The sequence below is a fragment of the Caldichromatium japonicum genome, assembly GCF_011290485.1.
Lineage (GTDB): Bacteria > Pseudomonadota > Gammaproteobacteria > Chromatiales > Chromatiaceae > Thermochromatium > Thermochromatium japonicum.
The window spans coordinates 258,075-271,785 of record NZ_CP048029.1; the positions used below are offsets into that span (position 1 = coordinate 258,075).

The following is a 13,711-nucleotide window of genomic DNA, read 5'->3' on the forward strand; positions in this document are numbered from 1 at the left end:
GATTCCGGTGTGACAGACATAAAAAAGGCGCTGCACCGGATTGGGATGCAGCGCCTCGTTGGAACTGGTGCCGAGGAGAGGACTCGAACCTCCACGAACTTTCGCTCACATGGACCTGAACCATGCGCGTCTACCAATTCCGCCACCTCGGCGTCTTTGGACTAGGGTCTGTTAATCAAGACTCTGCCGGTAGGGGGATAATACTAGTCAAGACAGATCAGGTCTGTCAAGGGTACACTAGACAGCTCTAATGATCCTGCATAGCCGCAAGCACAAGTGAGCCGACGTCAACCGACCCAGACTGCAGCGCTCGTTGATCCCTATCGTGAGCGCGAGGCCAAAAAATACGCCCATCCGATCCCCAGCCGCGAGTTTATCCTCGACACCCTCAATCAGCGCGGCCCGCTGTCATTCGAGAACCTCGCCAAATGCTTGGCGCTTGCCGAAGAATATGAGCTGGTCGCGCTCGAACGGCGCCTGACGGCGATGGTGCGCGACGGTCAGTTAGTGCGCAACCGCGCCCAGGCCTATTGTCCGGTCAACAAACGCGACCTGATCGCCGGTCGGGTGATCGGTCATCCCGATGGCTTTGGGTTTGTGCGCCCCGACGAGGGGGGGGATGACCTGTATCTCTATCCCAAGGAGATGCGCCCGCTCTTTCATGGCGATCGGGTCATCGTGCGCATCGCCGGGCGCGATCGGCGCGGGCGCTTGGAAGGGGCGCTGGTCGAGATCCTGGAGCGTAACACCCAACGGGTGATCGGGCGGCTCTATCAGGAGGGCGGGGTCGGCTTTGTCGTCCCTGACAACAAACGGCTGGTCCATGAGGTGGTCATCCCGAGCGACCGTCTCAACGGCGCCGAACAAGGCCAAATCGTAGTCGCCGAGATCACCGACCAGCCGACCCGCCGTACCCCCCCGATCGGCCGTATCATCGAGATCCTGGGCGATCATCTGCAGCCCGGCATGGAGACCGAGATCGCTATCCGCGCCCATGACTTGCCGGTGGCCTGGTCGCCCGAGGTCGAGGTCGAGATCGCGGGCCTAAGCGCTGAGGTCCCCGAGTCGGCCAAGGCGGGTCGCGTCGATCTGCGCCATCTGCCGCTAGTTACCATCGATGGTGCCGACGCCCGCGATTTCGATGATGCGGTCTATTGCGAGCGCAAACCCAAGGGTTGGCGGCTTTTGGTCTGTATCGCCGATGTTTCGGCCTATGTGCGGCCGGGAACGGCGCTCGACCGCGAGGCGAGGTTGCGCGGCAACTCGGTCTATTTCCCCGACCGCGTCATCCCCATGCTCCCCGAAATCCTGTCCAATGGCCTGTGCTCCCTCAAACCTGGGGTGGATCGCCTGTGCATGGCCGCCGAGCTATATATCAATCGTTCGGGTCAGATCACCCGCGCCAGGTTCTTCGAGGCGGTGATGCGCTCGCAGGCGCAGCTGACCTATGATCAGGTCGCGGCCCTCTTCGAGGGCGACCCTGAACTCTGTGCCCAGTTTGCCGAGCTCCTGCCGCACCTCCACCAGCTCTATCAGCTCTATCAGGCCCTGCATGTCCAGCGGGTGGGGCGCGGGGCGCTTGACTTCGAGACCATCGAGACCCGATTCATCTTTAATGAACAGGGCCGGATCGCGGCGATCGTGCCCCTTGTCCGCAATGACGCCCACCGGCTGATCGAGGAGTGCATGCTGGCGGCCAATGTCGCGGCTGCCCGCCAATTCCAGCGCCGCCGCCTGCCGGCCATCTATCGCGTGCATGAGGCGCCGAGCGGGGACAAGCGCAACGACCTGCGCGAGTTTTTGGCCCAACTGGGACTCAAGCTCCCCGGGGGGGAAGAGCCGACGACCGCCGACTATGCGCGGCTGCTCGCACAGATCCAAGATCGCCCTGACCGCCATCTGATCCAGACCGTGGTATTGCGCTCCATGCAGCAGGCGATGTATAGCACCGACAACATCGGTCATTTCGGTTTGGCCTATGACGCCTATACCCATTTCACCTCACCGATTCGCCGTTATCCGGACCTCGTCGTCCATCGTCTGATCAAGCACCTGCTGGCCGGCGGCAAGGCCGCAGATCTCGAATACACCACGTCCGAGCTGCAACAGATCGCCGAATGGTGTTCGGGGACCGAGCGGCGAGCAGACGAGGCGACCCGCGATGCCGAGATGGCCCTCAAATGTGAATATATGCAAGCCTTGCTGGGCGAGGTCTTCGCGGGGACCATCACCAGCGTCAATGCATTCGGGCTCTTCGTCGAACTCGATGCCATCTATGTCGATGGTCTGATCCATGTCACGGCGCTCGATCATGACTTCTATCATTTCGACCCCATCGGTTACCGGCTGATCGGCGAGCGCACGGGGCGGGTCTATCGGCTGGGCGATCGGCTCTGGGTCCAGGTCGCGGCGGTCAATCTCGATGAGCGTAAGATCGATTTCATCCCCGCAAAGCCGCCTGCCAGCGCCAAGCGTCTCAGCCGGTCGGTCGAGAAGACGGGGAGAGGGAAGGCAGCATCAGGCCGGTCTGCGGCTAGCCGTCAAAAAAAGGCGCAGCGGCGCCAGGCAGATCGCTCAGCGGGCGGGTCAAGTGATGACTGAACGCTCTCCGGTCGGCGGTATCCACAGCGTGCGCGCGGCGCTGAAGTTTGGTCAGGGGGGGGTCGATGAGCTCTGGATCGAACGCGGGCGGCGCGACCGTCGTCTGGAGGAGCTGGTTGCCTTGGCCCAGGCCGCAGGTGTGCGCTTACGTCAGGTCGAGCGCGATGCCTTGGAACGCCAAGCCCCAGGGATCAATCATCAAGGGGTCATCGCCTGGGTGCGGGTGCCGGCAGCGCGCCCAGAGTCCGAACTCTTTGCCCTCCTCGATCGGCTGGCGGACCCCCCCTTGCTGCTGCTCTTGGATGAGGTCCAGGATCCGCACAACCTGGGTGCCTGTCTGCGCACCGCCGAGGCGGCGGGGGTGCAGGCGGTGATCGCGCCCAAGGACCGGGCCGTGGGCCTGACCCCAGTGGTCTGCAAGGTGGCAAGCGGCGCCGCTGCAACCCTGCCTTATGTCCAGGTCACCAATCTGGCGCGGGTCATGGAGCGGCTCAAGGAGCGCGGTATCTGGCTGGTCGGGGCGGCAGGTGAGGTGGAGCGAGAGATCTACGACCTCGATCTCAGGGGCCCCTTGGGGTTGGTCCTGGGCAGCGAGGGCAAGGGGTTGCGCCGCCTGACCCGCGAGCACTGCGATCATCTCGGGCGCCTCCCGATGCGCGGTCAGGTCGAAAGCCTCAATGTCTCGGTCGCTGCTGGTGTCTGTCTCTATGAGGCCCTGCGCCAGCGCTCCAGAAAGACACTGAGCTAGGATGCGCAATCCCTACCCTTAGGCGGCTGAAAGGGCTCGTCACCCAGGCAGATGCCTGTCCAGTACCCTAAGCGGCTTATACGATCTGGATCCCAGTTTACGCTGGAATAATGATGCTGGCTTGTGACGGAATGACCAAATTGTAATCGGGTGCGCAATACGCACCCTAAGACCACTCAGGATCGCTTTACATGTTGATACTCCGCGGCGCCCCCGCCCATTCTGCGTTCAGGCTGGCCAAGCTTGCCGAAAATCTGCAAGCGCGTCTGGGGATGAACCTCAGGCTTGCAGCCGAATATATCCATTTTGTCCAGGTGCAACGCCCGCTCGCTGCCGCCGAGCGCGAGGTACTGGAAGAGCTCCTGCGCTATGGGCCTACGCAACCCGCGTCAACCTCTGTGCCGACAGGATGCCAGCGCTCGCTCCTGGTCATCCCCCGTCCAGGCACCCTCTCGCCCTGGTCGTCCAAGGCTACGGATATCGCGCACAACTGCGGTCTAGATGCGATTGGGCGCATCGAGCGGGGGGTGCTCTATACCCTGTGGTCGGAGGAAGGGTCACTCGCCGATCAGGACCTGATGCGTGCGGCAGGGCTGCTTCATGACCGCATGACCCAGGTCGTATGCCTTGCGCTCGATGCTGCCGAATCATTGTTTGCCCAGGCCGAGCCGCGCCCGCTCAGACGGATTCCGTTATTGACCCAAGGGTGGCAGGCGCTCGAAGAGGCCAATCGGTCGCTGGGGCTGGCGCTCTCAGAGGATGAGATCGAATATCTGCTGGCAAGCTTTCAGCAGCTTGGGCGCGATCCGACCGATGTCGAGCTCATGATGTTCGCCCAGGCCAATTCCGAGCATTGCCGCCATAAGATCTTCAAGGCCGAGTGGGTGATCGACGGCGAGCTCCAGCCCTATGCCCTGTTCGATCTCATCCGGCAAACGACCGAGAAGAATCCGCAGGGGGTGCTCTCTGCCTATCGCGATAATGCCGCGGTCATCCAGGGATGGGAGGGCCGACGTTTCTTTCCCGATCTCCAAACCGGTCTCTATCGCGAATCCGAGGAGCCTATCCATCTCCTCGCCAAGGTCGAGACCCATAACCACCCGACGGCCATCGCCCCTGACCCAGGTGCAGCGACCGGTGCCGGCGGCGAGATCCGCGATGAAGGGGCAACGGGACAGGGCGCCAAACCCAAGATGGGATTGACCGGATTTGCCGTTTCAAACCTACATATCCCTGGTTTTGCCCAGCCTTGGGAGGAGGATCACGGCCGCCCAGAGCGGATCGTCTCAGCCCTCAGCATCATGCTCGAAGGCCCCATCGGGGCGGCGTCGTTCAACAACGAGTTCGGGCGACCCAATCTCGCGGGGTTCTTTCGCACCTACGAGCAGGCGATCCCTACCCCCGAGGGCGGGAGCGAGATCCGCGGCTATCACAAGCCGATCATGCTCGCCGGGGGGCTTGGCAACATCCGCGCTGAGCATGTATACAAACAGCCCTTGCCGCCCGGGACGCCCCTGGTCGTCATCGGCGGTCCGGCGATGCTGATCGGGCTTGGGGGTGGGGCGGCCTCGAGCCTGGCGGCGGGGAGCTCGGATGCCGAACTCGATTTTGCCTCGGTGCAGCGTGCCAACCCCGAGATGCAGCGCCGTTGTCAAGAGGTCATCGACCGCTGTTGGGCACTGGGTGAGGACAACCCCATCCTCTTGATCCATGACGTCGGGGCGGGGGGATTGGCCAATGCCCTGCCCGAGCTGGTGAATGATGCGGGGCGCGGCGGGCGCTTTGATCTCAGCGCGATCCCAAGCGCCGACCCAAGCCTGTCGCCCCTGGAGCTTTGGTGCAATGAGTCCCAGGAACGCTATGTCCTGGCGATCGCCCGCGAGCGCCTGACGATCTTCGAGGCCATCTGCGCCCGCGAGCGCTGTCCATACGCCATCCTCGGCGAGGCGATCGCCGATGAACATCTCCTGCTCGAGGACCCCAAAACCGGCGAGCGCCCGATCGCCATCCCCTCCGCCTTGCTCTTCGGCAAGCCGCCGCGGCTGCGCCGGGTCGTGCAGCGCCGCCCGGCGCCGTGGATGCCATTGGATAGACAAGGTATCGCCCTCGACGAGGCCGTCCGCCGCGTCCTGCAACTGCCGGCGGTCGCCGACAAGACCTTTTTGATTACCATCGGCGACCGCAGCATCACGGGCTTAGTCGCCCGCGACCAGATGGTTGGTCCCTGGCAGGTGCCGGTTGCCGATTGCGCCGTCACCCTGAGCGACCATTGGGGCGTGACCGGCGAGGCGATGGCCATCGGCGAGCGCACGCCCATCGCCCTGATCGATGCCCCTGCATCGGGGCGTATGGCGGTGGGCGAGGCGATCACCAATCTCTTGGCCGCTGAGATCGAGTCGCTCGGCGACATCAAACTGTCCGCCAACTGGATGGCGGCCGCCGGCTATCCAGGCGAGGATGCGCGGCTTTATGATACGGTCAGGGCAGTCAGCGCGCTTTGCCAGGTGCTTGGGATCGCCATCCCCGTCGGCAAAGACTCGCTGAGCATGCAGACGGTCTGGCGGACCCCAGAAGGCGAACGGCGGGTGGTTGCACCCTTGTCACTGATCGTCTCGGCCTTCGCCCCTGTAGCCGATGTGCGGGCGACCCTTACCCCGCAATTGCGCACCGACTGCGGCGATACCGATCTGATCCTGATCGATCTCGGGCGGGGTCAGAACCGGCTGGGGGGTTCGGTGCTCGCTCAGGTCTATCGGCAACTAGGCGGTGTCCCGCCTGATCTCGACGACCCAGACCTTATCCGGCGTTTTTGTGCTGCGCTGCGCGAGCTGCGCGCAGCGGATCTGATCCTCGCCTATCACGACCGCTCAGATGGCGGGCTCTTGGTCACCCTCTGTGAGATGGCCTTCGCCGGGCGCTGCGGTCTCGACATCGACCTGAGCCCCCTGAGATCGGACGATCTTGCGGTGCTCTTCAGCGAGGAGCTGGGCGCGGTCATCCAGGTGCAGCATCGCGAGACGGATACGGTCTTACAGATCCTGGACGATCACGGCCTGGCAGAGTTTAGCCCGGTGATCGGGATGCTGGACGAGGGTGAACGCATCCGCATCTGCCGGCACTGCCGACCGGTATTCGAATCGACCCGCAGCGAGCTCCAGCGCCTGTGGTCCGAGACCAGCTTTCGGCTGCAGGCGCTGCGTGATGATCCCCAATGCGCTGCCGAGTCCTTTGCCCGCATCGCTGCGCCCGACCCGGGCCTCTCTGCCCATCTGACCTTCGACCCCGAGGACGACATCGCCGCGCCCTATATCGAGCGCGGTCTGCGTCCGCCTATCGCCATCCTGCGCGAACAGGGGGTCAACGGTCAGGTCGAGATGGCCGCCGCCTTTCATGCCGCAGGTTTTGCCTGTGTGGATGTCCATCTCTCCGACATCCTCGCCGGACGGGTAGAGCTTGACCGCTTCAAGGGTCTGGTGGCCTGCGGTGGGTTCTCCTATGGCGATGTGCTGGGGGCAGGGGAGGGCTGGGCCAAGACCATCCTGTTCAACCCCAGGGCGCGGGATCAGTTCCAGGCGTTCTTCGCCCGACCCGACACCTTCGCCCTGGGGGTGTGCAACGGCTGTCAGATGCTGGCGCGGCTCAAGGACCTCATCCCAGGCGCTGCCCACTGGCCCAGATTTGTCCGCAATCGCTCGGAACAATTCGAGGCGCGCACCCTGATGGTCGAGATCCTGGAGTCCCCCTCGATCCTGCTCGCTGACATGGTCGGTTCGCGCCTACCGATCGCCGTGGCGCATGGGGAGGGGCGGGCCGAGTTTTGCGATGCGGGACACCTGGAAAGTGCCTTGCCTTGGGTGGCGCTGCGTTATATCGAAAACGATGGCCGCCCCGCCGAGCGCTATCCGGCCAATCCCAACGGTTCACCCCTGGGGATCACTGGCCTGACCACGACCGATGGGCGGGTCACCATCATGATGCCGCACCCCGAGCGGGTCTTTCGCAGCGTCCAGTACTCCTGGCACCCCGGTGACTGGGGCCCAGACGGCCCCTGGCTGCGCCTCTTCCGCAATGCCAGGCGGTGGGTGGATTAACCCATCCCGTCGCGATAGGCGCGTTCCATGCGGCTTAGACGCGGGGTCTGGACCTCGGGGAATTCGGCGAGCACCTGCCTGAGCTCCTCGAGGCGGGCATTGGCCAGGGCGGCGACCAAGGACTCCTGCTGGCGGATGGTCTCGATCCGCTCGCTCTCATCCTCCGTGAGCGGCTCTTGCGCTAGCCGCTCGCTGAGCGATTCGATCAAGACGCGGCGGCGTTTTTGCAGATGCGCGACCAACTCCCAATCTTCCCCGCGGGCGGCATCCTCCATCTGGTCGGTGGCCGCGGTGAGCGCAGCGATGAGTTCTGAGACGTCTGGCATGGATCTTTTCCCTTAAAATTTTCAGTCCCTATCCGTTCGCTGTGTGTCCTGTATCAACACGCCCGGTTGCGGCACAACCGCAATAATGCGCGCGGCTAGGGATCTTCTCAGGGTCTTCCTCCCCCAAGCGGTCTCTAGGCCATCAGGACATGGCAGCGGCGCACGATCAAACTCGTAGACCACTTGCGCATCCTCGGAAAATTGGGAAATTGTCTCTTAGAATAGCATCCTCTGGCCCAGAGCGAGGGGATCCGAGATGCGCCTGCCCAGGCCTTGCCCGCAGATAACCCTGCCCGAACTGTCCGGCGCGTACCGGCATCCTCATCCTCGACTGAGCCGGGATCCGCCAGTCAGCAGCGTGCGCCGGTGCGGCGGGCCTATACCCTCAGGCAGAGGAGTGAGTGGCCTTGCACCGCCTGCTGAGCACCTACGCCACCATCCGTCACTGAGGCGATCCATGAGGGCCGCGATCGCCGGCCTGCTGTTTGCCCTCAGCGGCTGTCAACCCGCTGCCCCTCCGAACCAACAGGCGCTGCCAGCGCCGGCGGTGATCGCCACCCCTGCAGTCCAGCGGACGGTCCAGGCCGAGGCCCAGAACGCCGATGCCCAGTTGGCGCGGGGTTTGGAGCTCTTGAGACAAAACAACATCCCCCAGGCGCGGGTCGATGAGCCCAAGGCCGCCGCCGCCAGCGCCCATGCGACCGTCGCCCAAGCCCAGGCCGCGCTCAATGGCGCCCGTCTGGACCTCGGCTATACGCAGATCACTGCGCCCATCGCCGGGTGGATCGGTCTAGTCGCGGTCAGCGTCGGCAACCTGGTCGGTCCAGCCTCAGGGGTGCTGGCAACCATCGTCAGTAAGGACCCGATCTATGTCCAGTTCCCGATCACCCAGCGCGACCTGCTCAATGCCCGCCGCGAGATCAAGGCCAAGGGCGGCGACCCGCGCCAGGTCCAGGTCCAGGTGCGCCTGCCCGACGGCACGCTCTATGAGCCGCTCGGTCATCTGGATTTCGTCGATGTCACCACCGATCGCACGACCGATTCGGTTACCCTGCGCGCCGGGTTCCCCAATCCAGATGGGGTCCTGGTCGATGGTCAGTACGTTGGGGTGGTAGTCAAGAGCAGCATCCCCGAGTGGGCGATCCTGATCCCGCGCATGGCGCTCCAGGTCGATCAGCAGGGCAACTATGTGCTCATCGTCGATGCTGAAGGCCGGGCCCAGGTCCGCCGCGTGGTGACCGGTCAGACCCAAGGGCGGGAGGTGGCCATTATCCAGGGCCTGCAAGCAGGCGAGCTGGTGATCATCGAGGGGGCGCAGGCGGTGCGCCCAGGTCAGGCGGTGCGCGCCCAGCCGCCCGAGGCCCTCGGGTCGAGGGGCGGCGCATGATCTCGGCACTGTTTATCGACCGCCCCCGGCTTGCGCTCGTCATCTCGATCGTCCTCACCCTCGCCGGCCTGATCGCACTCACCCGCCTGCCGGTCGCCCAGTATCCGGACATCGTTCCGCCGCAGGTGGTGGTCAGCGCCAGCTATTCTGGCGCCTCGGCGGCGGTGGTCGAGGAGACCGTGGCCCAGCCGATCGAGTCGCAGGTCAACGGGGTCGATGGCATGCTCTATATGAAATCGGCGAGCAATACTGACGGCAGCTATACCCTGACCGTCACCTTCGCCGTTGGCACCGACCCCGACCTCAATACGATCAATGTACAAAACCGCGTCAACCTCGCCATGGCCCAGCTCCCCGATGAGGTCAAGCGCCAGGGGCTGGTGATCATGAAAAAGTCCTCGGCCATGCTCCAGGTGGTGGCCCTGTATTCGCCGCAGGGGATCTATGACAACCTGTTTTTGAGCAACTATGCCACCCTCAATGTCCTCGATGAACTGGCGCGGGTGCCCGGGGTCGGCGAGGCGACCCTGTTCGGGCCGCTGGACTACAGCATGCGGGTCTGGCTGGATGCCGATCGTTTGATTGCGCTCAGCCTGACCCCCGCCGATGTCGTCTCAGCGATCCAGGGCCAAAACATCCAGGCCGCCGTTGGGCGGATCGGCGCCCAACCGATGACCGAGGACCCGCAGTTTCAGATCACCCTCAATGCCTAGGGTCGCCTGACCGAGGTCGAGGAGTTTGAGCAGATCCTGGTGCGCGCCAACCCCGACGGCTCGCGCGTTTTACTCAAGGACCTAGGGCAGGTTGAGCTCGGCACTAAGCAGGCCGATGCCTTTAGCCGGCTTGATGGCCGCCCCACCGCGGGCATGGCCATCTATCTGGCACCTGGGGCCAATGCAGCGGCGGTGGCCGAGGGTGTGCAGCAGACCATGCAGCGGCTCGCCAAGCGCTTCCCCAATGGCCTCGACTATGTGGTCGTCTATGACACCACGGATTTCGTCAAGGCCAGCCTCGAGAAGGTGATGCATACCCTGTTTGAGGTCTTCGCCCTGGTCATCCTGGTGGTGTTCCTGTTCCTCAGGAGTTGGCGCGCGACCCTGATCCCCTTGATCGCCGTGCCCGTGACCCTGATCGGGACCCTGGCCGCCCTACTTGCGATTGGCTTTTCGCTCAATACCATCTCGCTGTTGGCGATGGTCCTGGCCATCGGGATCGTGGTCGATGATGCCATCGTGGTGGTGGTGGAGAATGTCGAACGGTTGATGGAAGAGGAGGGCCTAGACTCGCGCACCGGGGCCAAGCAGGCGATGGAGCAGATCACTGGGCCTATCATCGCCATCACCCTGGTGCTGCTTGCGGTCTTTGTGCCCGTAGCCTTCATCCCCGGAATCACCGGCCGGCTGTTCCAGCAGTTTGCCGCTGTCTTGAGCTTCTCGATGCTGATCTCGGCGCTCAATGCCCTGACCCTGTCGCCTGCCCTCTGCGCCCTTTTGCTCAAACCTGCGCAGGGGCGCAAGGGGCTGATGCGCTATGTCCTGAATGCGATCGATTGGGTACGCGCCGGCTATGCCGGCATCGTGCTCCGCCTGGTGCGGGTCGCGATCCTGGGCCTCGTGCTCGTCTTGGGCCTGGGCGCGGCGACCGGCTGGCTGTTTCGCATCACCCCGACCGGCTTTCTCCCCTTGGAAGACCAGGGCGCATTCATGGCCCATATCCAGTTGCCCGAGGGCGCATCGCTCAATCGCACGCTCAATGTGGTCGAGGGGCTGGAACATCTGGCCCTCGCTGACCCCACAGTGGCCCATGCGATCGCCATCCCCGGGTATAACTTGCTCGATGGCGGCGTCCAATCCAATGCCGCGGCCCTAATTGTGCGCCTCAAGCCATTCGCCGAACGCACGATGCCTGAGCTCAGCCTCCCCGCCACGATCCGCCGCCTGGCCGTCGCGACGGCGGGCCTGCCGGCGGCGCGGGTCATGCCCTTCAGCCCGCCGCCGATCGTGGGGCTGGGCACTTGCAGCGGCTTTGAATATCAGCTCCTGGACCTCCAAGGGCGCGACCCCGACAGCCTGGCCGCGACCATGCGCGCCCTGGTGCTGGCAGCCAACCAGGACCCCGCCCTCAACCGCGTCTATTCGACCTGGACTACGGCAACCCCCCAGCTCGTCCTCAGGGTAGATCGCGAAAAGGCCCAGACCCTTGGGGTCCCGATCGTCAATATCTTCAATACCCTCCAGGCGATGCTCGGCGGCTATATGGTCAATGACTTCAATCGCTTCGGTAGGGTCTGGCAGGTCAAGTTCCAGGGCAAGGAGGCCGACCGTGCAACGGTGGAGGCGATCGACCGGCTCCATGTCCGCGCCACCTCCGGCGAGATAGTGCCGCTGCGCGCCCTGGTGACCGCCGAGCTGATCGTGGGACCCCAGCGGATCCAGCGCTACAACAACTATCGCAGCGTCACCCTCCAGGGCGAGGCCGCCCCTGGTTATAGCTCGGGTGCGGCCTTGGCAGCGATGGAACGGGTCTCGGCGGCGACCCTGCCCGCTGGCTATGGCTTTGAATGGACGGGCACAACGCTCCAGGAGCTTGAGGCAAGTGGCAAGACCGCGATCGTCCTGGGGCTGGCGGTGCTCTTTACCTATCTCTTTCTGGTCGGGCTCTATGAGAGCTGGTCGCTGCCGGCGGCGGTGTTGCTCTCGGTGACGGCCGGTTTGGCGGGGGCCATGGTCGCCCTGTTGATCGCCCATCTGCCTAACGACCTCTATGCCCAAATCGGCATCCTGGTCCTGATCGGTCTGGCGAGCAAGAATGCCATCCTGATCATCGAGTTCGCCAGGGATGAACGCGCCGCGGGCCGCCCGATCCTGGAGGCGGCGATCAATGGTGCCAGGCTGCGCATCCGCGCCGTGCTCATGACCAGCTTCGCCTTCATCCTGGGCCTGGTCCCCTTGCTCTTGGGCAGCGGTCCAGGCGAGGCCAGCCAGCGGGCGGTGGGGACGGCGGTCTTCGGCGGGATGCTCGCCGCCGCCGTCCTCGGCATCTTCCTGATCCCCATGATCTATGTGATCTTCCAGCGGATGCGGGAATGGGTGCATGGCTGGGGTGCGGGCACTGAGGTGTTCAAAGGTGCCAGTTAGGGCTTACGATAGCGCCTGTCTTGCCTTCAGGTGTCAAATCGCAGCCCCCTGCCAAGATCCTGGGGGAACGCTGAATCAGCTCCTGATCCTTATTTCAGAGCAAGGCGGAATGGAATCGAGAAACATCGATAGGATGCGAGGAGCTGGGCTTTTGGCGGCGGAATCACTGTCTCCCGACCGAGGCTTCATCTCTCATGAAGCCAGCCAACCGCTCCTGGCGAGGTCCAGGATTCACCTGGATCCTGAAGATCTCTTTCTACCCTCACTGATGACTCACTACCAATCACTCACTACTAGCTATCCATGTTAGATCGACTCTCTTCCCAACTGATTGCGCTTGTTGTCGGACTGATAGGTCTGAACCTCGTCCAGGCCGCTGATCTTGTCTTGAGCCCGGATGAGGCGCTTGCCAAAGCACGCGCCGGCGAGCTGACCTTGATCGACATCCGCACCCCGCCAGAATGGCGCGAGACCGGCGTCCCAGTAGGCGCCAAGCGCCTCGACATGACCGACCCGCGGTTCCTCGACCGCTTGCTTGAGCTGATCAAAGGGGACAAATCCGCGCCGATTGCCCTCATCTGTCGCACCGGCAACCGCAGTGGCTATGTCGTCCAGCAGCTTCAGAGGCTGGGATTCAGTCAGATCTATGACATCCCCGAGGGGATGGCTGGAAGCCGTGCCGGCCCTGGTTGGTTGCGGCGTGGATTGCCGATCGAAAAGCAATGAACCTCAGACCCATTGAGAGCATAAAGAGATGCAATATAAAACCCTCGGACTCTTTGGCGCCCTATGTTTGAACGCAGCCGCCATCCATGCTCAGGCCGCCAATCCCCAGGTGGCGCTTGAGGTCAGCATCGATGGCAAGCCCGCAGGGACAGTGGTGTTGGAACTCTTTGCCGACCGCGTCCCCAAGACCGCTGAGAACTTCCGGGCCATCTGCACCGGCGACAACCCTGAGGGCCTGATCTATGCCGGCAGTCCTTTCCATCGCATCATCCCTGGCTTCATGATCCAGGGCGGTGACATCACCCGCGGCGATGGTACGGGCGGTCGGTCGATCTATGGCGAGACCTTCCCCGATGAGAACCTCGAGCTCAAACACGATGCCGCCGGCATTCTGTCGATGGCCAACGCCGGCCCCAATACCAACGGCTCGCAGTTCTTTATCACGGTCACCCCGACCCCCTGGCTCGATGGTCAGCATGTGGTTTTCGGTAGGGTCGTCTCGGGGATGGAGGTGGTGCAGGCGATGGAACAGCAGGGCACTCGTTCAGGCCGCACCCAGCTTTCTGTCCGGCTCGAGCGCTGCCATCAGCTTTAGGGTAAATACTGAATACTACTTATCGTCGTTCTAACGAAAGCGACATAGGGTGCGCACCGCGCACCCTATGGGTGTAGGGTGGGTACATCATGCCCACGCA

General features: G+C 63.5%; 7 protein-coding genes, 1 tRNA gene and 1 pseudogene. 7 read left to right on the forward strand and 2 right to left on the reverse strand.

Annotation, left to right across the window (positions count from 1 at the left end; all coding sequences use genetic code 11):
- Positions 1-65: 65 nt before the first annotated feature.
- Positions 66-152 (reverse strand) — tRNA-Leu (locus GWK36_RS01195).
- A 124-nt stretch (positions 153-276) separates the two neighbouring features.
- Between GWK36_RS01195 and rnr the strand changes: the two genes are divergently transcribed.
- From rnr to purL, 3 genes are all read left to right on the forward strand, one after another.
- A complete protein-coding gene (gene rnr, locus GWK36_RS01200; RefSeq protein ID WP_166269370.1) occupies positions 277-2,601 on the forward strand; it encodes a ribonuclease R in 2,325 nt (774 codons plus the stop codon).
- On the forward strand, positions 2,594-3,349 hold the full coding sequence (rlmB, locus tag GWK36_RS01205; protein ID WP_166269372.1) for a 23S rRNA (guanosine(2251)-2'-O)-methyltransferase RlmB: 756 nt from the start codon (positions 2,594-2,596) through the stop codon (positions 3,347-3,349). The genes rnr and rlmB overlap by 8 nt, the downstream gene beginning before the upstream one ends.
- A 191-nt stretch (positions 3,350-3,540) precedes the next feature.
- Positions 3,541-7,440 (forward strand): phosphoribosylformylglycinamidine synthase, encoded by a 3,900-nt coding sequence (gene purL / locus GWK36_RS01210; RefSeq protein WP_166269374.1) that lies wholly within the window; start codon positions 3,541-3,543, stop codon positions 7,438-7,440.
- On the opposite strand, the gene GWK36_RS01215 is transcribed toward purL, so the two are convergent.
- Positions 7,437-7,766 (reverse strand): flagellar protein FliT, encoded by a 330-nt coding sequence (locus GWK36_RS01215; protein WP_166269376.1) that lies wholly within the window; start codon positions 7,764-7,766, stop codon positions 7,437-7,439. The genes purL and GWK36_RS01215 overlap by 4 nt on opposite strands.
- Before the next feature lie 457 nt (positions 7,767-8,223).
- Here GWK36_RS01215 and GWK36_RS01220 point away from each other — a divergent pair, with 457 nt between their 5' ends.
- The 4 genes and pseudogenes from GWK36_RS01220 (at position 8,224) to GWK36_RS01235 (ending at position 13,611) form a co-directional block, all read left to right on the forward strand.
- Positions 8,224-9,153 carry an efflux RND transporter periplasmic adaptor subunit gene (locus GWK36_RS01220; protein ID WP_246237613.1) on the forward strand — a complete coding sequence of 310 codons (930 nt, stop codon included), beginning with the start codon at positions 8,224-8,226 and terminating at the stop codon, positions 9,151-9,153.
- Positions 9,150-12,290: pseudogene (locus tag GWK36_RS01225) on the forward strand (efflux RND transporter permease subunit). The gene GWK36_RS01220 and the pseudogene GWK36_RS01225 overlap by 4 nt, the downstream one beginning before the upstream one ends.
- A 303-nt stretch (positions 12,291-12,593) precedes the next feature.
- Positions 12,594-13,016, forward strand: a complete 423-nt coding sequence (locus GWK36_RS01230; protein ID WP_166269380.1) for a rhodanese-like domain-containing protein — start codon at positions 12,594-12,596, stop codon at positions 13,014-13,016.
- Positions 13,017-13,044: 28 nt separating this feature from the next.
- Positions 13,045-13,611, forward strand: coding sequence for a peptidylprolyl isomerase (locus GWK36_RS01235; RefSeq protein WP_166269382.1), 567 nt, complete (start codon positions 13,045-13,047; stop codon positions 13,609-13,611).
- Positions 13,612-13,711 lie beyond the last annotated feature (100 nt).

What these genes read in the sequence shown, in the direction of transcription:
- rlmB (WP_166269372.1), top strand. Translation starts at nt 2,594, where the DNA reads ATGACTGAACGCTCTCCGGTCGGCGGTATCCACAGCGTGCGCGCGGCG.
- purL (WP_166269374.1), top strand. Translation starts at nt 3,541, where the DNA reads ATGTTGATACTCCGCGGCGCCCCCGCCCATTCTGCGTTCAGGCTGGCC.
- GWK36_RS01215 (WP_166269376.1), bottom strand. Translation starts at nt 7,766, where the DNA reads ATGCCAGACGTCTCAGAACTCATCGCTGCGCTCACCGCGGCCACCGAC.
- GWK36_RS01220 (WP_246237613.1), top strand. Translation starts at nt 8,224, where the DNA reads ATGAGGGCCGCGATCGCCGGCCTGCTGTTTGCCCTCAGCGGCTGTCAA.
- GWK36_RS01230 (WP_166269380.1), top strand. Translation starts at nt 12,594, where the DNA reads ATGTTAGATCGACTCTCTTCCCAACTGATTGCGCTTGTTGTCGGACTG.
- GWK36_RS01235 (WP_166269382.1), top strand. Translation starts at nt 13,045, where the DNA reads ATGCAATATAAAACCCTCGGACTCTTTGGCGCCCTATGTTTGAACGCA.